This is a genomic window from Pseudomonas sp. URIL14HWK12:I12 (assembly GCF_003097135.1).
Taxonomy (GTDB): Bacteria; Pseudomonadota; Gammaproteobacteria; order Pseudomonadales; family Pseudomonadaceae; genus Aquipseudomonas.
Window position 1 is genome coordinate 843936 of the sequence record NZ_QEQL01000001.1, and the last position, 23321, is coordinate 867256.

19 protein-coding genes are annotated in these 23321 nt (G+C 63.3%); 12 read left to right on the forward strand and 7 right to left on the reverse strand.

The features are described from left to right. The first annotated feature begins 32 nt into the window (after positions 1–32). From ribBA to katG, 8 genes are all read left to right on the forward strand, one after another. A complete protein-coding gene (gene ribBA / locus F474_RS04005; protein WP_097083831.1) occupies positions 33–1142 on the forward strand; it encodes a bifunctional 3,4-dihydroxy-2-butanone-4-phosphate synthase/GTP cyclohydrolase II in 1110 nt (369 codons plus the stop codon). Between the two features lie 184 nt (positions 1143–1326). Then, entirely contained in the window at positions 1327–2355 is a 1029-nt protein-coding gene (locus F474_RS04010) for a polyamine ABC transporter substrate-binding protein (RefSeq protein WP_097083830.1), read from the forward strand. Further along, positions 2340–3260: an ABC transporter permease gene (locus F474_RS04015; protein WP_097083829.1), complete on the forward strand. Its 921-nt coding sequence runs from the start codon at positions 2340–2342 to the stop codon at positions 3258–3260. Before F474_RS04010 ends, F474_RS04015 begins: the two co-directional genes overlap by 16 nt. A gap of 3 nt (positions 3261–3263) precedes the next feature. After that, complete coding sequence (locus F474_RS04020; RefSeq protein WP_097083828.1) at positions 3264–4085, forward strand: ABC transporter permease; 822 nt, start codon at positions 3264–3266, stop codon at positions 4083–4085. Next, the gene (locus F474_RS04025) at positions 4082–5188 is read left to right on the forward strand and encodes an ABC transporter ATP-binding protein (protein ID WP_097083827.1); all 1107 of its coding nucleotides are present in this window, start codon (positions 4082–4084) and stop codon (positions 5186–5188) included. The genes F474_RS04020 and F474_RS04025 overlap by 4 nt, the downstream gene beginning before the upstream one ends. 61 nt (positions 5189–5249) lie before the next feature. After that, entirely contained in the window at positions 5250–6494 is a 1245-nt protein-coding gene (locus tag F474_RS04030) for an arsenic transporter (RefSeq protein WP_097083826.1), read from the forward strand. Between the two features lie 67 nt (positions 6495–6561). Continuing rightward, entirely contained in the window at positions 6562–8586 is a 2025-nt protein-coding gene (locus F474_RS04035) for a prolyl oligopeptidase family serine peptidase (RefSeq protein ID WP_165830263.1), read from the forward strand. A 114-nt stretch (positions 8587–8700) separates the two neighbouring features. After that, positions 8701–10947 carry a catalase/peroxidase HPI gene (gene katG / locus F474_RS04040; protein WP_097083824.1) on the forward strand — a complete coding sequence of 749 codons (2247 nt, stop codon included), beginning with the start codon at positions 8701–8703 and terminating at the stop codon, positions 10945–10947. Between the two features lie 44 nt (positions 10948–10991). Here the strand turns inward: katG and mtnA are convergent, their stop codons facing one another. Further along, the gene (gene mtnA / locus F474_RS04045) at positions 10992–12068 is read right to left on the reverse strand and encodes an S-methyl-5-thioribose-1-phosphate isomerase (protein ID WP_097083823.1); all 1077 of its coding nucleotides are present in this window, start codon (positions 12066–12068) and stop codon (positions 10992–10994) included. 113 nt (positions 12069–12181) lie between these two features. Here mtnA and F474_RS04050 point away from each other — a divergent pair, with 113 nt between their 5' ends. From F474_RS04050 to F474_RS04065, 4 genes are read left to right on the forward strand one after another with little or no spacing between them, the layout of a single operon-like run. Then, positions 12182–13498 (forward strand): TRZ/ATZ family hydrolase, encoded by a 1317-nt coding sequence (locus tag F474_RS04050; RefSeq protein ID WP_097083822.1) that lies wholly within the window; start codon positions 12182–12184, stop codon positions 13496–13498. Positions 13499–13534: 36 nt separating this feature from the next. Continuing rightward, positions 13535–14233 (forward strand): bifunctional 2-polyprenyl-6-hydroxyphenol methylase/3-demethylubiquinol 3-O-methyltransferase UbiG, encoded by a 699-nt coding sequence (ubiG, locus tag F474_RS04055; protein WP_097083821.1) that lies wholly within the window; start codon positions 13535–13537, stop codon positions 14231–14233. Between the two features lie 2 nt (positions 14234–14235). Then, a complete protein-coding gene (gene mupP, locus F474_RS04060) occupies positions 14236–14907 on the forward strand; it encodes an N-acetylmuramic acid 6-phosphate phosphatase MupP (protein WP_097083820.1) in 672 nt (223 codons plus the stop codon). Beyond that, the gene (locus F474_RS04065; protein WP_097084280.1) at positions 14907–15650 is read left to right on the forward strand and encodes a YciK family oxidoreductase; all 744 of its coding nucleotides are present in this window, start codon (positions 14907–14909) and stop codon (positions 15648–15650) included. Before mupP ends, F474_RS04065 begins: the two co-directional genes overlap by 1 nt. A 26-nt stretch (positions 15651–15676) precedes the next feature. Here the strand turns inward: F474_RS04065 and F474_RS04070 are convergent, their stop codons facing one another. The 6 genes from F474_RS04070 to araG form a co-directional block, all read right to left on the reverse strand. Beyond that, a complete protein-coding gene (locus tag F474_RS04070) occupies positions 15677–16465 on the reverse strand; it encodes a TenA family transcriptional regulator (RefSeq protein ID WP_097083819.1) in 789 nt (262 codons plus the stop codon). Positions 16466–16495: 30 nt separating this feature from the next. Continuing rightward, positions 16496–18943 carry an EAL domain-containing protein gene (locus F474_RS04075; RefSeq protein WP_097083818.1) on the reverse strand — a complete coding sequence of 816 codons (2448 nt, stop codon included), beginning with the start codon at positions 18941–18943 and terminating at the stop codon, positions 16496–16498. 137 nt (positions 18944–19080) lie between these two features. Further along, positions 19081–19704 (reverse strand): DsbA family protein, encoded by a 624-nt coding sequence (locus tag F474_RS04080; protein WP_097083817.1) that lies wholly within the window; start codon positions 19702–19704, stop codon positions 19081–19083. Between the two features lie 3 nt (positions 19705–19707). Next, complete coding sequence (locus F474_RS04085) at positions 19708–20643, reverse strand: rhodanese-related sulfurtransferase (RefSeq protein WP_097083816.1); 936 nt, start codon at positions 20641–20643, stop codon at positions 19708–19710. A gap of 140 nt (positions 20644–20783) precedes the next feature. After that, on the reverse strand, positions 20784–21758 hold the full coding sequence (araH, locus tag F474_RS04090; protein ID WP_097083815.1) for an L-arabinose ABC transporter permease AraH: 975 nt from the start codon (positions 21756–21758) through the stop codon (positions 20784–20786). Positions 21759–21774: 16 nt separating this feature from the next. Further along, the gene (gene araG, locus F474_RS04095; protein WP_097083814.1) at positions 21775–23283 is read right to left on the reverse strand and encodes an L-arabinose ABC transporter ATP-binding protein AraG; all 1509 of its coding nucleotides are present in this window, start codon (positions 23281–23283) and stop codon (positions 21775–21777) included. Between the last annotated feature and the right edge of the window lie 38 nt (positions 23284–23321).

Genomic DNA, 23321 nt, shown 5'->3' on the forward strand with positions numbered 1-23321 from the left:
TTTCCAACTGCCAAGCACCGTGAGAATATGCCATGCCATTCGACCCTATAGAGGAAATCATCGAAGACTTTCGCCAAGGCAGGATGGTCTTGATGGTCGATGACGAAGACCGCGAGAACGAAGGTGACCTGCTGCTGGCGGCAGACCACTGCGATGCGGCCGCAATCAACTTCATGGCTCGCGAAGCGCGCGGCCTGATTTGCCTTACCCTTACCGACGAGCACTGCATCCGCTTGGGGCTGGAGCAGATGGTGCCCACCAACGGTAGCGGCTTCTCCACCGCATTCACCGTTTCGATCGAGGCAGCCACTGGCGTGACCACCGGCATATCTGCCGCAGACCGCGCCCGTACCGTAGCCGCGGCCGTGGCGCCAGGCGCGCGGGCCGAAGACATCGTGCAGCCCGGGCACATCTTTCCCGTGCGCGCCCGCGAAGGTGGCGTGCTCACCCGCGCCGGCCACACCGAAGCAGGCTGCGACCTGGCCCGCCTGGCCGGGCTGACACCTGCATCGGTGATCGTTGAGGTCATGAACGAAGACGGCAGCATGGCGCGGCGGCCCGAGCTTGAAACCTTTGCTCGCCAACATGGACTGCGCATCGGCAGCATTGCCGACTTGATTCAGTATCGCCTGGCCAATGAGCACACCGTGGCACGAATTGGCGAACGCGACCTGCCCACGGTACACGGTGAGTTCAGGCTGATCAGCTACGAAGACCGCCTAACAGGGGGCGTACACATGGCCATGGTGATGGGCCAGTTGCGCCACGACCACCCCACCCTGGTGCGCGTTCATGTGATCGACCCGCTGCGCGACCTGGTGGGCGCCGAATACACAGGGCCGGCGAACTGGACGCTATGGGCTGCGCTGGAAAAAGTAGCAGCAGAAGGCCATGGCGTTGTTGTGGTGCTGGCAAACCACGAATCTTCCCAAGCGCTGCTCGAGCGCGTGCCCCAACTTACCCAACCCCCGAAGCGTTTCACCCCAGGTGCTGTGCGCAGCTACTCGGAAGTGGGCACTGGCGCACAGATTTTGCAAGACCTGGGCGTCGGCAAGCTGCGCCACCTGGGCCCGCCTATCAAATACACAGGCCTTGCCGGCTATGACCTGGAGGTCGTGGAGAGCATTCCTTTCGCCAGTTGAGGGCTTGCACAAAGTTTGGAATACCATAATATGACATTCCAGACTGTGGACGATCAGGGCGCTGCCAGGAACGCACCAACAATAGCGCCCGATCCAGTCGATACTTGAGTCCCTTGGACCAACTGCTCCCGAAAGAACGCGGGCGCGCAGCCCGCATAAACACAACAAAGCGAGGGCGTACAACATGGTGTTCAACAAGTGGGCGATGTCCGCCCTGGCAGCCGGCGTGCTGGCGATGGGCGTGGGCGCGGCGCAAGCGGCTGACCAATCCCTGAATTTCGTAAGTTGGGGCGGGACCACTCAGGACGCGCAAAAAGACGCCTGGGCTACGCCTTTCACCAAAGCCACCGGCATCAAGGTGGTTCAGGATGGCCCAACCGACTATGGCAAGCTCAAGGCCATGGTCGAAAGCGGCAACGTGCAGTGGGATGTGGTCGACGTAGAAGCTGATTTCGCACTGCGCGCGGCCAGCGAAGGCCTGCTCGAGCCGCTTGACTTCAACACCATCGACCGTAGCAAGATCGACCCTCGCTTCGTTTCAGACCACGCTGTCGGTTCCTTCTACTTCTCCTTCGTGCTGGGCTACAACGAGTCCAAGCTAGGCGCTAGCAAACCGGAAGATTGGAGCGCCCTGTTCGACACCGCCAAGTACCCCGGCAAACGTGCACTGTACAAATGGGCAAGCCCGGGCGTGCTCGAGCTCGCGCTGCTCGCCGACGGTGTGCCGAAAGACAAGCTCTATCCATTGGACCTGGACCGCGCCTTCAAAAAGCTCGACACCATCAAGAAAGACATCGTTTGGTGGGGCGGCGGCGCACAGTCCCAGCAGTTACTGGCTTCCGGCGAAGCGAGCCTGGGCCAATTCTGGAATGGCCGCCTGTTCGCGCTGCAGCAGGACGGTGCGCCGGTAGGCGTGAGCTGGAAGCAAAACCTGATCATGGCCGACTTCCTCGTGGTGCCCAAAGGGGCCAAGAACAAAGACGCCGCCATGAAATTCCTCGCGACCGCCAGCGGTGCCAAGGGCCAGGCTGACTTTGCAAACGCCACGGCATATGCCCCGGTCAACGTCGACAGTACCGCGCGCCTGGATTCGACCCTGGCCAAAAGCCAGCCTTCTGCATACAAAGACGAGCAGATCACTCTGGACTACGCGTATTGGGCCAAGAACGGCCCTGAGATCGCGGCACGGTGGAACGAATGGCTGGTGAAGTGAAAGTGCAATCGCGCGCTCACGCACTGACCTCGGGGAGCGCCTCTGGCGCTGCCCTTGGGCAGAGCCATGCTCGCAGCCCTTGGCGTGGTGCTCGAATCCTGGTGCCGGCGCTGTTGTTTCTTGGCCTGTTCTTCTTCGCCCCGTTGATCGGCCTGCTGTTGCGCGGGGTCCTCGAACCAACCCCGGGGCTGCACAACTACGCCGAGCTGTTCGCCAACTCGGCTTACGCCCGCGTGCTGTTCAACACCTTCTCTGTGGCTGCCTTGGTGACGCTGTTCAGTGTGCTGCTGGGGTTCCCACTGGCCTGGGCAATCACCCTGGTGCCGCGCGGTTGGGGTCGCTGGCTGCTGAACATCGTGCTGCTGTCGATGTGGACCAGCTTGTTGGCGCGCAGCTACGCCTGGCTGGTGCTGCTGCAGGCGTCCGGGGTGGTGAACAAGGCACTGATGGGGTTGGGCATCATCAGCCAGCCGCTGGAACTGGTGCACAACCTCACCGGCGTGACCATCGGCATGACCTACATCATGATCCCCTTCATCGTGCTGCCCCTGCAGGCCACGATGCAGGCGATCGACCCGATGGTGCTGCAGGCCGGTGCCGTGTGCGGTGCCAACCCCTGGACCAACTTCTGGCGAGTGTTCATCCCGCTGTGCCGGCCAGGGTTGTTCTCCGGAGCCTTGATGGTGTTCGTAATGGCCTTGGGTTACTACATCACCCCTGCCTTGCTCGGTGGTGCGCAAAACATGATGTTGCCTGAATTCATCGTGCAGCAGGTGCAGTCATTCCTCAACTGGGGCCTGGCGAGCGCCGCCGCCGCCCTGTTGATCCTGATTACCCTGGTGCTGTTCTACTGCTACCTGAAGCTGCAACCGGAATCGCCGGTCGGCTCGACCCACGGGAGGTGACCCATGCTGTTGACCCCCAATGCATTGGGCCCGAAGTTGCGCCTGGGCCTGTACGGCTCCACCGCGATCATTGCGTTGTTCCTGCTGCTGCCGATCGTCTTCATCGTGCTGCTGTCGTTCGGTTCTTCGCAGTGGCTGGTGTTTCCTCCACCAGGCTGGACGCTGAAATGGTACGGGCAGTTCTTCGCCAACCCCGATTGGATGGACGCGGCGGTCTCGAGCCTGAAGGTAGCCGTGCTGACCACGGTGTTCGCCGTGGCCCTGGGCCTGCCCACTGCGTTTGCTTTGGTGCGCGGGCAGTTTCCAGGCCGCGACCTGCTCTACGGGCTGTTCACCCTGCCGATGATCGTGCCGCTGGTGATCATCGCGGTGGCGGTGTACGCGCTGTTCCTGAAGCTGGGCCTGACCGGCACGCTGTTCGCCTTCGTCGTGAGCCACGTAATCGTCGCCCTACCCTTCACGGTGATCTCGATCATCAATTCGCTCAAGCTGTTCGATCGCTCCATCGAGGACGCGGCAGTCATCTGCGGCTGCTCGCGCTGGCAGGCGGTACTGAAAGTGACCTTTCCCGCCATTCGACCAGGCATGGTGGCCGGCGCGCTGTTTGCCTTTCTGATCTCCTGGGATGAGGTAGTGCTGAGCGTGATGATGGCGAGCCCGAGCCTGCAAACCCTGCCTGTGAAAATGTGGACGACCTTGCGCCAGGACCTGACCCCCGTGATCGCCGTCGCATCGACGCTGCTGATCGGCTTGTCGGTGCTGGTGATGCTGATTGCCGCCGGCTTGCGCCGTCGCTCCGAAGCTCGACTTCAGGAAATGCCATGAACGCTATCTTCCAAGATTCCTCGCGCCAGCCCCTGGTGAGCCTGCGCAACCTGAACAAGCACTACGGTAATTTCGTGGCCGTGGACAACCTGTCGCTGGACATCCAGGAAGGCGAGTTTCTGACCTTCCTCGGCTCCAGCGGCTCGGGCAAGAGCACGACGCTGTCGATGCTTGCGGGCTTCGAAACGCCCAGCTCCGGGGCCATCGAAGTTGCCGGTAAAGACCTGGTCAACGTGCCGCCGCACAAACGTGGCATCGGCATGGTGTTCCAGCGCTACTCCCTGTTCCCGCACCTCTCGGTGCGTGACAACATTGCCTTTCCGCTTGCGATCCGCAAGCTCGATGCCGCCGAACGCGAACGCAAGGTGGACGCCATGCTCCGCCTCGTGCAGCTGGAGGCTTTTGCCAGCCGCCGGCCTTCCCAGCTTTCCGGTGGCCAGCAGCAACGGGTCGCGATTGCCCGAGCGCTGGTCTATGAGCCACGTATCTTGTTGATGGACGAACCACTGGGCGCGCTGGATAAAAAACTGCGCGAAGACCTGCAGGATGAACTGCGCCAGCTGCATCGCCGGCTGGGGCTGACCATCGTTTACGTGACCCACGACCAGGAAGAAGCGATGCGGCTGTCGCAGCGCATCGCTATCTTCAGCCATGGCAAAGTCGTAGGCCTGGGTACTGGCGTTTCGCTCTATCAGGACCCGCCCAACGCTTTCGTTGCCTCCTTCCTCGGCAACTCCAACTTCCTTGATGTGGTGGCCAGTGGGCAAGGGGCAGCCAGTTTCGAGGGCCAAGGCCTGGCCATTCGCCTGAGTAGCGAACACCGAGCTGGCCAAGCCCTGCGCCTGATGGTGCGGCCGGAGAAAGCGCTCGCGCTGAGCCAGGCTGATGCTGCCATCAACCCGCTGCCGGCCGGTTGGAATGAAGTGAGTGCTACGGTCAGCGAACTGCTTTTCCTGGGCGAAAGCCAGACCTGCTCGGTGGCCACTGCAGGCGGTACGCAGTTGACCGTGCGCGCCCTCTCGGCCACCGGGCTGCCCTTCAAACCCGGGGATGGCGTCAAAGTGCGCTGGGCCGCCGCAGACGCTTGCGTATACAGCGCCTGACGCCGCCTCGCCGTTAGGCTACAGTGCGCCACATTCCTACCCTGTGTGGCGCACTGCTTTGATGCCGAACCCTGCCCTGTTGACCCTGATCATTTCCCTGGCCAGCACCCTGCTCTTGCTGATGCGCCCCTGGCGCCTGCCCGAATTCATCTGGCCCGCTGCTGCGGCGCTGATCCTGCTGATTGCTGGCTTGCTGCCTTGGCAAGCCGCCTGGCACGCCGTGGGCGAAGGCCTGGACGTTTACCTTTTCTTGATCGGCATGATGCTGCTGGCGGAAGTCGCTCGCGAACAAGGCCTGTTCGACTGGCTAGCCACACTTGCGTTGCGCCAGGCCGGCGGCAGCGGCACACGGCTGTTCGATCTGCTCTATGTGGTGGCCGTGGTGGTCACAGTGTTTCTGTCCAACGACGCCACGGCAGTGGTGATGACCCCGGCGGTGTATGCCGCCGCGCGGCAGGCCGACGTCGAGCCGCTGCCCTATCTACTGATCTGCGCATTCGTGGCAAACGCCGCGAGTTTCGTCCTGCCGATATCCAACCCGGCGAACCTGGTGATCTTTGGCCATACCATGCCGCCGCTTACCAGTTGGCTGGCCCGCTTCGGCCTACCGTCGCTGGCGGCCATTGGCCTGACCTGGGCGGTGTTGCGGTTGATCCAGCGCAAGCATCTGCGCGCCCCGGTAGCGCCAGCACCGGCACAGCCCCCCTTGGCAGCACCTGCGAAGGTAGCGGCATGGGGCCTGAGCCTCACGGCCGTTGGCCTGGTGATCGTTTCACTGCAAGGCTGGGCGCTGGGCCTGCCCACCCTGCTCGCCGGGGCCGGTACTGCCATGGTGGTCGCTCTCGTGCAGCGACGCGCGCCGTGGGCAGAGCTGCGCGCAGTGAGTTGGAGCGTGCTGCCGCTGGTGGCCGCACTGTTCGTGCTGGTAGAGGCAGTACAGCGCGGCGGTTGGCTGGGCCTGCTCGCCCAGCAACTTCACGGTGTTGCTCAGCAGCACCCGGAGTGGGCGCCCTGGGTCGCCGGCGTCGGCGCAGCGCTGGCGAGTAACCTTGCCAACAACTTGCCCGTGGGGTTGGCGGCGGGTGCCTTGCCAAACCTTGCACCGCTGCCGGAAACCACCGTCGCTGGGCTGGCGATCGGCGTGGATCTGGGGCCGAACCTTTCGATCACCGGCTCGCTCGCCACACTGCTGTGGCTGTCGGCCCTACGCCGTGAAGGGCTGCACATGGGCGCCTGGCGCTTTCTCGGGATTGGCGCGTTAGTGATGCCGCCAGCACTGCTCGCGGCGCTCTGGATGGTGCGGTAGCTAATTAGCACATGCGATGGCGAGTGGCACGCCATGCTCTGGGCCTCTGTCCAAGGAGGTACCCGATATGCCTACCGCCCCCATCGCTGCAGTGGCCCCCGGCAACGATCCCTACGCCTGGCTGCGCCACGACCAGGACGCCGCCAAAGCGTACCTGGCCGAAGAAAATGCTTTTTACCAGGCCACCCTGGCCAGCACCGAGGCCTTGCAGGAGCAACTGCTGCGGGAGTTCGAACAACGCCAGCCGGCTCACGCTCAACCCGATCTGGGCCTGGTGGTTGGCCCATGGATCTATTACCAGCAACAGAACACCGACGAACCCTATCCCAAGCACTATCGCCGGCCCTCGACTGCCCCGCAGGCCACCGGGCAATTGCTGCTGGACGTCAATACACTCGCAGAGGGCGACCACGTCGATGTTCGGCAGGTACAGGCAAGCCCCGATCATCGTTATCTGGCTTACAGCCTCGCCAGCGACGGTAGCCAGCGCTATCGCATCCATATCAAAGACCTGAGCACCGGCCATTCCAGCGTCTTACCCGGCCCCGACAGCCTTGGCCTGTTCGCTTGGGGCGGCGACAGCCAGAGCATTCTCTACATCACGCTGGCCAACGACGGCTGGCGCCCGGCAGCCTTTTACCGTTTCACCCTAGGTGATGAGCAGCCAGTGAAGGTGCTCGACGAACACGACCAGGCCTATCTGGCCTGCGGTTGCCAGCGCAGCGCGTCCGGTAGCTACCTGATCATGGGCATCGAGAGCCCTTCCAGCAGCGAGGCCTGGGTCATCGATGCGTATGATCTGCAGGCGCCCCCTGTGAGAGTCCGGCCGCGAGCCGAAAACGCTCGCTACTACGTGGACCACGGTTGCCTGAACGGCGCGCCCTGCTGGTTCATGCGAGATCACGCTAGCGCTTTGGACGGCGAGGTGCGCTATCAATGGAGCTCTCCAGGCTGCCCGCCAGACCCGGCTCAGTGGAGCACACTGATTGCCGCTCGGCCCGGCGTGGTGCTCACCGAGCTCTACCCCAAACGCACCGCTCTCGTATTGAGCTTGCGCGAACAGGGCCTGACACAACTTGAAGTCCACAGATTCGAGCAGGCGCCCTGCCGCGTTACTCAAGCGCACGCCAGCTACAAGTTGCAGGTAACCGACACCCTTGACTTCGAGCAGCCCCGCCTGCGCATGACCTTGGAAAGCTTCACACTCGCTGAACAAACCTGGGAACTGGACCTGGATACGTTGCAGTGCCAACTGCTCCAGCAGGTGGCCATCGGGGGCAGTTTCGACAGCGGGCACTACCGCATTCAGCGGCTCTGGGCCGTCGCAAGTGATGGCACCGAGGTCCCCATCAGCCTGGCCTACCGCGTCGATGCTCAATTCCCGGCGCCCACGCTACTTTCCGGCTATGGTGCCTACAACATCAGCGAGGACCCCAGCTTTCAGATCCCCGAGCTGAGCCTGCTGGACCGCGGCTACGTACTGGCCATCGCCCATGTGCGCGGCGGCGGGATGCTCGGCCCGCACTGGCACCAGGCAGGGCGGCTTGGCAATAAGCCCAACACCTTCGCAGACTTTATCGCCTGCGCCGAACACTTGATCGCCCAAGGCTTTACCGAGCCCGCCCGCTTGGCCATTCAGGGTAAAAGCGCCGGGGGCCTGCTGGTCGGGGCGGTGCTCAACCAGCGACCGGACCTGTTCGCCGCGGCCATCGCTCAGGTGCCTTTCGTGGACGTGCTCAACAGCATGCTCGACGATAGCCTGCCACTCACCATTCCCGACTACGCCGAATGGGGTAATCCCCAAGAGCCGGATGCCCACACAGTGATCGCTTCCTACGCGCCCTATGAAAACGTTAGCGCCCAGGCCTATCCGGCGTTGATGGTCACCGCCGGTTTCAACGACCCGCTGGTGCCTTACTGGGAGCCTGCAAAATGGGTGGCCAAGTTGCGCGCGCTGAAGACGAACGACCGCTGGCTGGTGTTTCACACCGACATGGGGGGCGGCCATGCCGACAGCGCTGCGCAGGATAGCCAGCAACGGCTTGCAGCCCAACGGCTGGCGTTCCTGATGACGCAGCTCGATCGGGCCTGAACCTTCACAAACTGCGGCTATGCTTGTGGGTGACGGGCCGTGCCGTCATGCCAAGGATAATTCGTCGCCCGCGCGCCCTGTCGCTGCGGGCGACCTTCAAGAGGAATGCCCCCGATGTCGAGTACACCCAAGTGCCCCTTCCAACATGCTGCGGGCGGAGGCACCACTAACAAAGATTGGTGGCCCAAGCAGCTGAATCTGAAGATACTCCACCAGCACTCTGCGCTGAGTGATCCGATGGGCGAAACCTTCGACTACGCCAAGGCGTTCAAGAGCCTCGACGTTGAGGCCGTCAAACAGGACCTTCGCGCTTTGATGACGGATTCTCAGCCGTGGTGGCCTGCGGACTTCGGCCACTACGGCCCGTTGTTCGTGCGCATGGCCTGGCACAGTGCCGGTACCTATCGAGTGGGCGATGGCCGTGGCGGCGCCGGTGCTGGCCAGCAACGCTTCGCGCCGCTCAATAGCTGGCCCGACAACGTGAGCCTCGACAAGGCCCGGCGCTTGATCTGGCCGATCAAGCGCAAATACGGCAACAAGATTTCCTGGGCCGACCTGATCATTCTTACCGGCAACGTAGCGCTGGAAACCATGGGGCTCAAACCCTTCGGCTTTTCCGGCGGGCGCGCCGATGTGTGGGAGCCGGAAGAAGACGTGTACTGGGGCTCGGAAACCACTTGGCTGGGCGGCGACAGCCGCTACGCCAGCGCAGGCTCCGGCACCACCACTGCTGAAGCCGAGCTGCACGGCAGCGAGCAGAGCCGCACTGGCCCCGCCGGCCGCAACCTGGAAAACCCCCTGGCCGCCGTGCAGATGGGCCTGATCTACGTCAACCCGGAAGGCCCGGAGGGCAACCCCGACCCTGTAGCCTCGGCCAAGGACATCCGCGAAACCTTCGGCCGCATGGCCATGAACGACGAGGAAACCGTGGCACTGATCGCCGGCGGCCACGCGTTCGGCAAGACCCATGGCGCTGGCTCGGCAACCCATGTAGGGCCGGAACCTGAAGCCGCTCCGCTGGAGCAACAGGGCCTGGGCTGGAAAAGCAGCTTCAACAGCGGCGTGGGTAAGGATGCGATCACCAGCGGCCTGGAGGTCACTTGGACTTCCACACCGACAAAATGGAGCAACGAGTACCTGACCAACCTGTTTACCTTCGAGTGGGAACTGACCAAAAGCCCGGCCGGTGCCCATCAATGGCGACCCAAGAACAACGGTGGCGCCGGCACCGTGCCAGACGCCCACGATCCAGCCAAGCGCCACGCCCCGATGATGCTTACCTCCGACTTGGCACTGCGCTTCGACCCGGCCTACGAAAAGATCGCACGGCGGTTCATGGAGCATCCCGAAGAGCTGACAGAGGCCTTCTCCCGCGCGTGGTTCAAGCTGACCCACCGCGACATGGGCCCGCTGGCCCGCTATCTGGGGCCAGACACACCTGCCGAAGAACTGCTGTGGCAAGACCCGATCCCGCCGTGCAACCACCCCTTGGTGGACGGCGCCGATATTGATGCCCTAAAGGCCGAGCTGCTAGCCAGCGGCCTCAGTACTGCGCAGCTGGTGGCCACCGCCTGGGCGGCCGCGGCCAGCTTCCGGGGTTCGGACAAACGCGGTGGTGCCAACGGCGGTCGGCTGCGCCTGGCCCCCCAGAAGGACTGGGCGGTGAACCAGCCGGCGGAGTTGGCCAAGGTGCTGGCGGTGCTGGAGGGCATTCAGGCGCGCTTCAATCAGGGGGCCAGCGCCGGCAAGCAGGTCTCGCTGGCCGACCTGATCGTACTGGGAGGATGCGCGGCCGTGGAAAAGGCTGCCGGCCACAGGCTACCGGTGCCGTTCAACCCCGGCCGAATGGACGCCAGCCAGGCCCAGACCGACGTGGAGTCGTTCAGCGTAATGGAGCCGGCCGCCGATGGTTTCCGGAACTTCCAGAAAGGCGAGTATGGGCATCTAAGCGAAGCATTGCTGGTGGACCGGGCGCAGTTGCTGACCCTTACTGCACCTGAAATGACCGTGCTGGTCGGTGGGCTGCGGGTGTTGGGTGCAAATGCCGGGTTCAGCCAGCATGGCGTATTCACCCAGCGCCCCGGAACGCTGAGCAACGACTTCTTCGTCAACCTTTTGGACATGGCCATCGAGTGGAAAGCCGACAGCGACGCGTCGGAGACCTTTACCGGCTACGATCGCGCCACTGGCCAGCGCCGCTGGACCGCGACCCGTGTCGATCTGGTGTTCGGTGCCCATGCCCAACTGCGTGCGATCGCCGAGGTGTACGCCAGCGAAGATGGTCAGGAGAAATTCACCCGCGACTTCATCAAGGCCTGGGCCAAGGTGATGGATCTGGACCGCTTCGACTTGCGCGCGTAAGCGTTGGCTGCAGGCAAGCGCCCCCCCGGGGGGGCGCCTTGCCGTCAATGCAGGCGCTTGCGGCACATCAGTTGTTCCATCTTCGCGGCGTCCGGCCGCTCCACCACGCCCTTCTCGGTGACGATGGCATCGATCAAGTCTGCTGGCGTCACGTCGAAAACCGGGTTGAATGCGTGGACCTGGGCACCAACGCGCTGCCCGCCTACCTCCAATAGCTCACCCCCTTCGCGCTCCTCGATCGGGATCAGCTCGCCGCTCTCCATGCTCATGTCGATGGTCGAGCTGGGCGCTACCACCATGAAGCGCACGCCGTGATGCATCGCGTTGACCGCCAACTGGTAGGTCCCGATCTTATTGGCCACATCGCCATTGGCGGTGATGCGGTCGGCTCCGACGATCACCCAAGTGATCCCTTTGGTTTTCATGATATGCGCCGCTGCGCTGTCGGCATTGACACTGACCGGAATGCCCTCATTGGCCAGTTCCCAGGCCGTAAGCCGCGAGCCTTGCAGCCAGGGGCGCGTCTCGTCGGCGTAAACGTGCTCGACCATGCCTTCGAGAAACGCCCCGCGGATCACCCCCAGCGCCGTACCGAAGCCGCCTGTGGCCAGCGCGCCGGCATTGCAGTGGGTGAGCAAAGCCTGCTCGCTGCCTTGGTGCTTGCGAATGAGTTCGGTGCCCAACTGCGCCATGGTCAGGTTGGCTTCTCGGTCACTCTCGTGAATCATCCGGGCCTCGGCCTCCAGCACGCGAGCTGCATCATCGTGAGGCTGCAGCCGCTGCAGGCGTTCGCGCATGCGGTTGAGCGCCCAGAACAGGTTGACTGCGGTCGGGCGGGAGCCGGCCAGCAGAGCGATGTCGGCAGCGAGGGCCGCCGACCAGTCTCCGCCTTCGGCCAAGCGCTGGCGCGCACCCAGCACCACCGCCCAGGCTGCAGCGATGCCGATGGCCGGTGCGCCGCGCACCACCATGCAGGTGATCGCCTGGGCCACCGCCGCTGCATTGTCGTAGCGCAACCATTGCTCGGTCTGAGGCAATGCACGCTGGTCCAGCAGGTACAACGCCCCGTCACGCCAGTCGATGGCTTTTACCTTTTCCGCAGCCAACAAGCGCTCACGCATGGCACACTCCCGCATCCAACTGCCTCAAAAGCCTGTGATTATACGCCCCCGCTGCCATAGGCGCTCGGGTATACTTCCTGCTTGCCAAAACCTTCAGGACGGACCAGCCCGCCATGCCCGAGACCCTTCTGGACCTGCTGATCGTGCCGACTTGGCTGGTGCCGGTAGAGCCGGCCGGCGTGGTGTTGAGCGAGCATGCGCTAGGCGTGCGCGACGGCCTGATCGCCTGGCTCGGCCCGCGCCACCAGGCACCATCGGCCCACCAGGTGCAGGAGCTGCCCGGTTGCCTGCTGGCGCCTGGGCTGGTCAATGCCCACGGTCATGCGGCGATGACGCTGTTCCGGGGTATGGCCGACGACCTGCCGCTGATGACGTGGCTTGAAAAGCACATCTGGCCGGCCGAAGCTCGGTGGGTCGATCAAGCCTTCGTCGCCACCGGCACTCAACTGGCCATCGCCGAGCAGCTCAAAGGCGGCATCACTTGCTTCTCCGACATGTATTTTCACCCGCAGGTGGCCTGCGAGCAGGTCGAACGAAGCGGCATGCGTGCGCAGATTTGTGCGCCGATCCTCGATTTCCCCATACCCGGGGCAGCCACCCCTGAAGAGGCGTTGAGCCAGGCGGTAGCGCTGGTCGATTCACACCGCCAGCACTCACGCTTGAGCATCGCCTTCGGCCCGCACGCGCCTTACACCGTCAGCGACCCGCACCTGGAGCAGGTGCGCATGCTCGCCGAGCAGTTGCAGGTAGCGGTACAGATGCATGTGCACGAGACCGCATTCGAAGTGGAACAGGCCGTGGCCGCCACCGGCGAGCGCCCGCTAGCACGCCTGGCCAGGCTCGGCCTGCTCGGCCCACGCTTCCAGGCGGTGCACATGACCCAGGTCAGCGACGACGACCTGCAGCAATTGGTGGCCTACAACGCAAGCGTGGTGCACTGCCCCGAATCCAACCTCAAGCTCGCCAGCGGCTTCTGCCCGGTCGAAAGGCTCTGGCAGGCGGGCGTGAACGTAGCGATCGGCACTGACGGCGCGGCCAGCAACAACGACCTCGACCTGCTCGGCGAAACCCGCACTGCCGCGCTGTTGGCCAAGGCCGTGGCGGGCTCGGCAACAGCAATGGGTGCGCACCGGGCACTGCGCATGGCCACCCTAAACGGCGCCCGTGCGCTGGGCTCGGCGCCCTGCATCGGTTCGCTGGAAGTGGGCAAGGCTGCCGACATCACCGCTTTCGACCTTTCGGGCCTGGCACAACAGCCGGTCTACGACCCGGTCTCCCAATTGATCTACGCCAGCGGCCGCGACTGTGTGCGGCACGTCTGGGTTGCCGGCAAGGCGCTGCTGCGTGATGGCCAGCTCACCACCCTCGACGAGCCGGCCCTTGTGGCCAGTGCCCGGGCGTTCGGTGAGCGCATCGCCGCAGCACGCTAGCCCACCCCTTTACGCGAACTTCTGGAGAACATTTCAATGAGCAACGTCGACCACGCGGAAATCGCTAAATTCGAGGCCCTCGCCCACCGCTGGTGGGACCGCGAAAGCGAGTTCAAGCCGCTGCACGACATCAACCCGCTGCGGGTGACCTGGATAGACGAGCGCGTCTCTCTGGCCGGTAAAACAGTGCTGGATGTCGGTTGCGGCGGCGGCATTCTCAGCGAGGCGATGGCCCAGCGCGGCGCCACGGTCACTGGCATCGACATGGGCGAGGCGCCTTTGTCTGTGGCTCGCCTGCACCAGCTGGAGTCGGGGGTTCAGGTGACCTACCGGCAGATCACCGCAGAGGCCCTGGCGGCCGAAGCCCCCGGCCAGTTCGACGTCGTCACCTGCCTAGAAATGCTCGAACACGTCCCGGACCCAGCCTCGGTCATTCAGGCCTGCGCCACGCTGGTCAAGCCGGGCGGCCAGGTGTTCTTCTCTACCATCAACCGCAATCCCAAGGCTTACCTGTTCGCCATTCTCGGTGCCGAGTACGTCCTCAAGCTGCTGCCCCGCGGTACCCACGACTTCAAGAAATTCATCCGCCCTTCCGAGCTGGGCGCCTGGAGCCGCACCGCGAACCTTGCAGTCAAGGACGTCATCGGCCTGACCTACAACCTGTTGACCAAACACTACAAGCTCGCTCGCGACGTCGACGTGAACTACATGATCCAGACCGTACGGGAGGCCTGAGCATGCGTTTGCAGGCAGTTCTGTTCGACATGGATGGCACCCTGCTCGACACCGCGCCTGATTTCGTCGCGGTGTGCCAGGCCATGTGCCAGTCACGTGGGTTGCCGCCAGTCGCCGAGCAAGTGGTGCGTGATGTGGTGTCGGGAGGCGCCAAGGCTATGGTCAGTGCCACCTTCGGCCTGGCTCCGGAGAACGCTGAATTCGAAGCACTTCGCCTGGAGTTCCTGGAGCGCTATCAGGCCGACTGCGCCGTGCACACCCGCCTGTACGAGGGCATGGACAAAGTACTGGCCGATATCGAGCACGCTGGGCTTGCCTGGGGCGTGGTCACCAACAAGCCGGTACGCTTCGCCGAGCCGATCATGCAACGCCTGGGCCTTGCCGAGCGCTCCAGGGTGCTGGTGTGCCCCGATCACGTCACCCGCGCCAAACCCGACCCTGAGCCGTTGCAACTGGCCTGTACACAGCTGGGCATGGCCCCTGAGGCCGTGCTGTTCGTGGGTGACGACCTGCGCGACATCGAATCAGGCCGAGCCGCCGGAACGCGCACCGTCGCCGTTCGCTATGGCTACATTCACCCTGACGACAACCCCTCACACTGGGGGGCAGACGCGGTGATCGACCACCCGCTGGATCTACGCCGGGTGCTCGACCAGGCCGTGTGTGGCTGCTGATGATTACTTTCTTCAACTATCAGGCGCCGCCTGACCTGCTCAAAGGCCGGCGCATCCTGGTGACCGGGGCCGGGCGAGGGATCGGCGCGGCGGCCGCCCTGGCCTACGCCGCTCAGGGGGCAGAGGTACTGCTGCTGGGCAGGGCGCTGTCGAACCTGCAGAGCACCGCCGAGGCGGTCTCGGCCGCTGGCTACAGGCGCCCGCAATGCCTGGAGCATGACCTGCTAAGCGCAACGGCTGCCGATTGCCAGGCCCTGGCAGCGCGCATCGGTGGGCACCTCGATGGCGTGCTGCACAATGCCTCGTTGATCGGCCCGCGGCTGCCCATCGCTCAGTTGCCAGAGGCCGAATTCACCGAGGTGATGCAGGTCAACGTGAACGGCACCTTTTTGCTGACCCAGGCGCTGCTGCCGCTGCTTCACCGCGCACCGGCAGATGCCTCGTTGATTTTCACCTCAAGCAGCGTCGGCCGCCAGGGCCGGGCCGAATGGGGCGCCTACGCGGTGTCGAAGTTCGCGACCGAAGGCCTGATGCAGACGCTGGCCGACGAGCTGGTCGGCAGCCGCGTACGCGCCAATAGCATCAACCCGGGCGGCACCCGCACCGACATGCGCGCCAAGGCCTACCCGAACGAAGACCCGACCCGTAACCCAGAGCCCTGGCAGATCATGCCCGTGTATCTGTACCTGATGGGGCCGGACAGCGCAGCGCTCAATGGCCAGGCGTTGAACGCTCGCGCTTGAACGCGCTGGCATCGGCTGGCGCTGGCTCAGCCCACCCACTCGGCAGCGGGCGTGCGCTGCGTTTGCAAGTCCAGCGCCAGGCAGCGCTCCAGAAACAGGAACATGTAGTCGTAGCTTTTACAAATGGCCTGGCGTAGCTCGGCCTGCTGCATGCGCGAGGGTTGAGTGCCGGCCAGGGTGCAGATGATTTCCAGCGCCTCCCACGGATGAGCGTCGTCATATTCGGCGTGCAGCGCTAGCCAGCGCAATGCGCGCTTGCGGCCGGGGGCCGGAAAGGACTCGGTATAAGCCTGCCCGGAACACACCCTATGTGCCCACTCGCCGGTAGCGCCCTCAATGGCGTAGTTGGTCGCCGCCATGCCCACCATCAGGCTGTCCGAGGCACTGGTGTGCCAGCACCAATGAGCCAGCGCCGCCAGCTCCGGCGCTACGCGTTGCGCGTTGAGCTCCTCCAGGGTCACCCCGTGGGCCTCGGCCCAGTGCACCCAGTAATCGGCATGGTTGAGCTCTACGCGGATATTGCGCATCAGCCAGCGCCGCGCCATGTCTTCGCCTGGGCTGCGACCGTAGCGGGTCTTGGTCAGATTCTGCGCCATGTACAGCGAGAACTGTTCCACCACCGGCCACCCCCCGATCAGGTAGTGGCGCATTGCAACCTGGCTCAGCTTGTTATCACGCAAACGCTGGTAAAACTCATGCTCCACCACGCGACGCTTCGCTTCGCAGCAATCGGCAATCAGGTGCTGGGCCCAAGCGGGGTAGCTGCTGGCATCCATCAAGGGGCCGGTGCGGGTGAATGCGGTCGGGTCGATCATTGACAATGTCCTTATCGCTGGAGTGAAGGCTCAGACACCGGGCACCTCGAGTGATGGCTGGGGCAAAGGCAGGCGCCGCAGGCCTTCGCAGGTCAACGGCTGGGGCCGCTCGATGAGATAACCTTGGGCGTAGTCGACGCCGATTTCCCGGAGCGCTTGGTGGATCAACGGTGTCTCGACGAATTCGGCGATGGTCTTCTTACCCATCACATGGCCGATGTGGTTCATGACCTCGACCATGGCCCGGTTGACCGGGTCATCGAGCATGTCGCGCACGAAACTGCCATCAATCTTGAGGTAGTCGACCGGCAGGTGTTTGAGGTAACCGAACGACGACATGCCTGCGCAGAAGTCGTCGAGTGAAAACTCACAGCCGAGTGCCTTGAGCTCTTCAATGAAAGTAATGGCCTTGGGCAGGTGGGCGATCGCACTGGTTTCGGTGATTTCGAAGCACAGCTGGGCGGGCGGGATCCGGTAAAGCTGGATCTGCTGGCGAAGGTAGTCAAGGAAGCCCTCATCACCCAAGCTCAGGCCGGAGAGGTTGATCGCACAGACGGCCATAGGCACCTTGCCACCGTCGTCCAGGCACTGGCGCAACACCTTGAACACATTACGCACCACCCAGCGATCAAGCTCGGGCATCAGCCCGAAGCGTTCGGCAGCCGGGATGAACTGTGCCGGGAGAATCAGCCGCCCCTGTTCGTCGCTCAGGCGTAACAGGATCTCCACATGACCACGGGTTTCGCCTCCCGGGCCGATACGCTCAATGGCCTGTGCATAGAGGCGGAAGCGGTCTTCTTCCAACGCCTGGCGCAGCCGCTGCACCCACGCCATTTCACCATGGCGCAAGGACAGCTCCAAGTCATCTTCATGATAACGCTGGACCCGGTTACGGCCTTTCTCCTTCGCCATGTAGCAGGCCAGGTCAGCGGCACGTAGCGCCTCTTCCAGCGTCATGCCACCGTGGTTGAGTTGCACCATGCCTACGCTCAGGGTGGCCATGAACGGCCGGCCTCGCCAGACGAAATGCAGCCGCTGCACGCGCTCCCGCAACTGCTCGGCCACCTGTTCGGCGCGCTCGGGGCTGCAACGTTCGAGCAATACGCCGAATTCATCTCCGCCCAATCGCGCCAGGGTGTCACCTTCGCTCATCGCACCTTGCAACAAGGCACAGACATGTCGCAGCAACTCATCGCCAGCAGCATGCCCACAGGTGTCATTGACCAGTTTGAACTGATCCAGGTCCAGGAACAGTAAGCTGTGCTGCACCCCAGGCTCGCTCAGGCCATTGAGCGCTTGCTCCAGGCGGAACTCGAATTCCCGTCGGTTGGCCAGGCCGGTCAGTGCATCGTGAGTCGCCTGCCAGGCCAAGTTGGCGATGTATTGCCGCTCTTGAGTCATGTCGTGCAGAACCAGCACCGTACCCGCCGAGCGCCCTTTGCTTGCCAGCGGAGCACCGTTGAGGGCCACTACCACGGTGCTGCCGTCGAGCCGCTGAATCAGGCGCGCCGGTTCCGGCCCAGCGGGGAACTGGCCGGTACGGATTCGCTCGGCCAGGCAGGGTCCCTCATCACCCGTCTCTTCGAGCAGGTTGAACAGCGAGGCCAGCGGCAAGCCTGTAGCCTGATCGGCCTTCCACTGGGTCAGTTGCTCGGCGGCAGGGTTCATGTAGGTAATTGCCCCTTGCGCATCGGTGACCATGACGCCATCGCCAATCGACGCCAAGGTGACACGGGCACGGTCCTGTTCAGTTTGAAGGGCCTGAGCAATAGCATGGCGTTGGGCAAGCAGCCGCCGGGTAAGCCACAGCGCCAGCGCAATCAACATCAGTGCTGTGAAAACATTCACCGCGATCACCAACCGCAGCAGAAATCGTGCGCCCTCCCCCAACGCCAGGCTGAAGGCATTGGCGACCGGGGTGACGCCTTGGTTGATGAGGTAAATCTCGCGTTTCCAGCGCATCACCTCAGTCGCCGACGCCGTACCCGCCAAGATGCTCACATGCATCGCCCGAGCCAGGTCGTCGAGCCGGCTCAGCCAGGCATCGCCTACGGTCCACTGGTCGATCGCATGTGCGAAGTAGGAAAAATGCCGAAAGGTCTGGAAGAACCAGATCACACCGTCGAAGTCGTCTGGGTGATTGCCGCCTTGGGCCAGCCCTTGGCGAGCTGCGGTGATATCGGCCACCGGCCGATCCAGCGCCAGCCGCAAGGCATGCCCCCCTTCCGGCACCTGCAACGCCTGTCGATACTGGCGATAGAGCTGCTCATCCCGGTTATCGGCATACAGGCTCAGGTAATAGATAGCGTCCTTTTGCCCCTTGGACCAGAGGCTCTCGCCCGCAACATACGCCCGCATGGCCGACAGGGCCTGGAAGCTGAACAGCCCCAGTGCGGCAAGCAGCACTACCACGGTGATGAATGGCCACGCGATCGCCCACGAAGACGGCCGCTGCAGGGAGGGATTGGACGGGTTCATCAGGCCCCTTGCCGTAGAGAGTATGGCGCCCCTTCGGGACGCAACGGACAGCAGCAAACCCGCGCTCGGGACGCATTCTCAGTAGACTAGCAGAGAGCCAGTATCTGGTGAGGGATTTTTCAGGGAGTTGACCGCTGTCAGATATTGTGCGTTAGCCAGGCAGCAAGCAGCGGTTCCAACTTCTCCAAGGGCTGGTAACCGTTGGTCAGCAAGGCCATCGGTGAGCCATGCTGAGCCAACAGGGTGGGGAAGCCGGCGATGCCCAAGTCACGAGCCCAGGCCACGTCGGCAGCGGTCGCCGCCACTTGTACTTGGGCGTCGAAGGCGTCGGCGAACTCGATGCGCGGCACACCCACTTCTTCGGCAAGCGCTACGAGGGTCGATGCACGAGTGGTGTCCTGGCCTTCGGCATAGAACGCGCGCTGGATTCGTTCGGCCATCGGCCAAGCGAGGTCCTCCGCCAATGCGCGCACCGTTATCACCGCGCGGCAGGCTGGCTCGGTGTCGTAGATGAAACCCTCGGGCAGCGCGCCTTCGAATCGAAACGGCTGGCCGGTAGCTGCCTGCACGGCATGCCAATGCTCAAGGATATAAGCTCGAGTGGTGTCATCAAGCCCTGCCCCGCCGGACCGTAGCCCGCCCATCACCAATTGAACGGCTACGCCCGCCTGGCTGGCTTGCGCGAACAGCGCCCGGGCGACCGGGGCAAACCCCCAGCACCACGAGCACATAGGGTCCATTACATAGACCAGCCGGCGCATGCTTCAGGCCTCGGCCTTGCGGTAGTTGTAGCCAATGGGGTGCGGCTGATTACGCGCTTTGGCCAGGTCGATCTGCTTTTGCCGCTCTCGTGCGGCATGGCGGGTTTTTTCCGGCAGGCTGTCCCAGCAGTGAGGGCAGCTCACGCCGGGGGCGTAGTGCTCGGAAGCCCGGTCTTCGACACTCACCGGCGCACGGCAAGCATGGCATTGGTCGTACTCACCTTCAGACAAGTCATGGCGCACCGTCACGCGGTTGTCGAACACGAAGCAATCGCCCCGCCACAGGGTTTGCTCCTGCGGCACTTCTTCCAGATACTTGAGAATGCCGCCCTTGAGGTGGTAGACCTCCTCGAACCCTTCCCCAAGCATGTAACTGGAGGCCTTTTCGCAACGAATGCCGCCCGTGCAGAACATGGCGACTTTCTTGTGCCGGGCCGGGTCGAAGTTGGCCCGAATGTAGTCGGGGAATTCGCGGAAGGTCGTGGTCTTCGGGTCGACCGCGCCTTCGAAGGTGCCAATCGACACCTCGTAGTCGTTGCGAGTGTCGATCAGCAGCACTTCAGGGTCGCTGATGAGGGCGTTCCAGTCCTTGGGCTCGACGTAGGTGCCCACCTTCAGGTTGGGGTCTACGCCCGGAACGCCCAGTGTCACGATCTCCTTCTTGAGCTTGACCTTGGTGCGGTAGAACGGCTGCTCGTCGCAGTAGCTTTCCTTGTGGTCGACGTCGGCCAGGCGCGGATCCCGGCGCAACCAGTCGAGCAGGCCATCGATGCCTTCGCGGGTGGCCGACACAGTACCGTTGATACCTTCATGGGCGAGCAACAGGGTGCCCTTGACCCCATTGGCAAGCATCACGTCCAACAGTGGCTGGCGCAGCTCGTTGAAGTCTTCGAGGGTGACGAACTTGTACAACGCCGCCACAACGATCGGTTGGGACATCTTCTCTCTCCAGTGGCTGCCCTCGTAAGGGGCAAACCGGGGTGGGGTGGTTAGCCGCGCGCCGCGCGACCAACCCATTCAATACAAAAAACGGGCGCGCATTCTACCAGAATGCCCGCCCGCCCGTGCATTGCCCCAGATCAACGCTGTTTAAGGCGGTCAATGATAACGGCGAGCAACAAGATAGTTCCGCGAATCACGTACTGGTAGAACGTGTCGATGTTTTTCAGGTTCATCGCGTTCTCGATGATCGCCAGAATCAACACCCCCGCGATTACGTGGCGCATCATGCCGATGCCGCCGGCCAGCGAGACGCCACCCAGCACACAGGCGCTGATCACGGTCAACTCGAACCCCTGCCCTACCATTGGCTGGCCGCTGGTCATGCGCGAGGCCAGCACGACACCAGCCAACGCACCGATCAGCCCGTGCACCGCGAAAATCACGATCTTGGTGCGATCTACCCGGACCCCAGCCAACCGCGCCGCTTCCTGATTACCACCGATAGCCATCGTGTTGCGCCCGTAGGTGGTGTAGTTGAGCAGCCAGCCAAAGAAGGCAAAACACGCCACGGTGATCAGGATCGGTACCGGCACGCCACCCAGCTGGCCATTGCCGAATACGAAGAACCCTTCCTGGCCCACGCCCACGGCTTTGCCGTTTGAAAAGATATACGCCAGCCCCCGCACGATCTGCATGGTCGCCAGGGTGGTGATCAGCGCATTGATACGCAGTTTTGCAATGACGATGCCATTGATCAGCCCTACCAGCAGGCCCATGCCCAGCGCGGCGCACACACCCAGGCCCACGCTGCCGGTATCACGCATCACTACCGCCGCGATCACCCCGGCGCAGGCGATCACCGAACCGACCGAGAGGTCGAAATGCCCCGAAGCCAGGCAGAAAAGCATGGTACAGGCGGCAATGCCTACGGTAGAGATCGCCAGCCCCAACCCCCGCATGTTCAGCGGCGAAAGGAAGTTATCGATCAACAGTGCTGAAGCCGCGAACACCAGCACAGCCACCAGTAGCATGGCCCAGTCGTCGAGAAAGCGGCGCAGGTCGAAACGATGCCCGCCCAGGCCCAGGTTCTTTTGATGCGGTACGGTAGCCATGTTCACCTCGTTGTTCTTATTGGCGGGCTCGCGGCAGCGCCAGCTGCAGCAGGCGGGGTTCTTCGGCCTCGGCACGCATGACTTCGCCGGTGATGGCCCCTTCGCTCATTACCAGAATGCGGTCACTGATACCGATGACTTCCATCAAGTCGCTGGAGACCACGATCACCGCCACCCCGTCGGCCGCGAGGTTATGGATGATCTGGTAGATCTCTGACTTGGCGCCGATGTCGATGCCCCGGGTAGGTTCATCGAGCAGCAGCACTTTCATCGGCAACGACAGCCATCGCCCGAGAATGGCCTTTTGCTGGTTGCCGCCTGACAGGTAGAAGATGGCTTGGTCAGCCGAAGGTGTTTTCACGTTCAGCGCGCGAATTTGCTTTTCAGCATTGGCGCGCTCCCAAGGCTTGCGTAGCAGGCAGCCAAACCACGCGTGGGCTGGGCGGGCCCCGAGATTGATGTTTTCCGCCACCGACCCCAGCGGCACGATGCCCTCTTTCTTGCGGTCTTCAGGGCACAGCAAAATGCCTGCATCGATTGCATCGCGGGGGCTGCGAAGGTGCAGCGGTATGCCGTCGAGGCTGATATGCCCAGCACTGTGCCGCTCCAGGCCGCTGAGCAGCCTCAACAACTCAGTGCGACCGGCCCCAACCAGCCCGAAAAAACCCAAGACCTCGCCGTGGCGCACGCAGAAACTGGCAGGCGCCTTGACTCCCGGCCCCTTCAAGCCATCGACCGCAAGCGCCACCTCCCCGTGAGGGCGAGGGCGGTAGTCGTAGATATCTTCGATGTCGCGGCCGACCATACTGGTGACCAGCTCGTCTTGCGTCAGTTGGTTCATGTCCTCGAAAGTGCGCACGAAGCGCCCGTCCTTGAAAACGGTAACGGCATCACAGATGCGAAAGATCTCTTCCATGCGATGTGACACGTACAGCACCACCCTGCCTTCGTCGCGCAGGCGGGCGATGATCTCCATCAAGCGGTCGATCTCCCGTGCCGACAGGCTGCTGGTGGGCTCATCGAAGGCGAGCACCTGAGCATCGCGCGACAACGCCTTGGCAATTTCGACCAGTTGCCGCTGGCCCAGCGACAACGCGCCCAGGCGCGTGCCGGGGTCGATTTCTTCAGCCAGGCCCTTGAGCAGCTCGCTGGCGCGGCGGCGTAAGGCGCGGCGGTCTACCAGCCCGAAGCGGGCGGGCAAATGGCCAAGCAACAGGTTCTCGGCCACGGTCATTTCCGGAACCAGATGCAGCTCCTGATGGATCACCGCGATACCGCGGGCAATGCTGTCGGCAGCGTTTCTAAATGCCAGCGGCTGCTCGCCGAGCAACAGGCGGCCGTCGCTGGGCACGTAGGCACCGCCAAGAATCTTGAGCAACGTTGATTTGCCGGCGCCGTTCTCGCCCATCAGGGCGTGCACCTGGCCTGGGCGGGCTTCGAAGCTGATGCCCGAAAGGGCTCGCACGCCAGGGAACTGCTTGCAGATCCCGTCGAACCGCAGCGCCGCGCTGGATGATTGATGCATGGTGGGGCTCCCAAGCAGGGCCGCCACGCCCGGTGGTT

Coding starts and splice junctions, on each gene's coding strand:
- ribBA (WP_097083831.1), top strand. CDS start 33: ATGCCATTCGACCCTATAGAGGAAATCATCGAAGACTTTCGCCAAGGC.
- F474_RS04010 (WP_097083830.1), top strand. CDS start 1,327: ATGGTGTTCAACAAGTGGGCGATGTCCGCCCTGGCAGCCGGCGTGCTG.
- F474_RS04015 (WP_097083829.1), top strand. CDS start 2,340: ATGGCTGGTGAAGTGAAAGTGCAATCGCGCGCTCACGCACTGACCTCG.
- F474_RS04020 (WP_097083828.1), top strand. CDS start 3,264: ATGCTGTTGACCCCCAATGCATTGGGCCCGAAGTTGCGCCTGGGCCTG.
- F474_RS04025 (WP_097083827.1), top strand. CDS start 4,082: ATGAACGCTATCTTCCAAGATTCCTCGCGCCAGCCCCTGGTGAGCCTG.
- F474_RS04030 (WP_097083826.1), top strand. CDS start 5,250: ATGCCGAACCCTGCCCTGTTGACCCTGATCATTTCCCTGGCCAGCACC.
- F474_RS04035 (WP_165830263.1), top strand. CDS start 6,562: ATGCCTACCGCCCCCATCGCTGCAGTGGCCCCCGGCAACGATCCCTAC.
- katG (WP_097083824.1), top strand. CDS start 8,701: ATGTCGAGTACACCCAAGTGCCCCTTCCAACATGCTGCGGGCGGAGGC.
- mtnA (WP_097083823.1), bottom strand. CDS start 12,068: ATGCGTGAGCGCTTGTTGGCTGCGGAAAAGGTAAAAGCCATCGACTGG.
- F474_RS04050 (WP_097083822.1), top strand. CDS start 12,182: ATGCCCGAGACCCTTCTGGACCTGCTGATCGTGCCGACTTGGCTGGTG.
- ubiG (WP_097083821.1), top strand. CDS start 13,535: ATGAGCAACGTCGACCACGCGGAAATCGCTAAATTCGAGGCCCTCGCC.
- mupP (WP_097083820.1), top strand. CDS start 14,236: ATGCGTTTGCAGGCAGTTCTGTTCGACATGGATGGCACCCTGCTCGAC.
- F474_RS04065 (WP_097084280.1), top strand. CDS start 14,907: ATGATTACTTTCTTCAACTATCAGGCGCCGCCTGACCTGCTCAAAGGC.
- F474_RS04070 (WP_097083819.1), bottom strand. CDS start 16,465: ATGATCGACCCGACCGCATTCACCCGCACCGGCCCCTTGATGGATGCC.
- F474_RS04075 (WP_097083818.1), bottom strand. CDS start 18,943: ATGAACCCGTCCAATCCCTCCCTGCAGCGGCCGTCTTCGTGGGCGATC.
- F474_RS04080 (WP_097083817.1), bottom strand. CDS start 19,704: ATGCGCCGGCTGGTCTATGTAATGGACCCTATGTGCTCGTGGTGCTGG.
- F474_RS04085 (WP_097083816.1), bottom strand. CDS start 20,643: ATGTCCCAACCGATCGTTGTGGCGGCGTTGTACAAGTTCGTCACCCTC.
- araH (WP_097083815.1), bottom strand. CDS start 21,758: ATGGCTACCGTACCGCATCAAAAGAACCTGGGCCTGGGCGGGCATCGT.
- araG (WP_097083814.1), bottom strand. CDS start 23,283: ATGCATCAATCATCCAGCGCGGCGCTGCGGTTCGACGGGATCTGCAAG.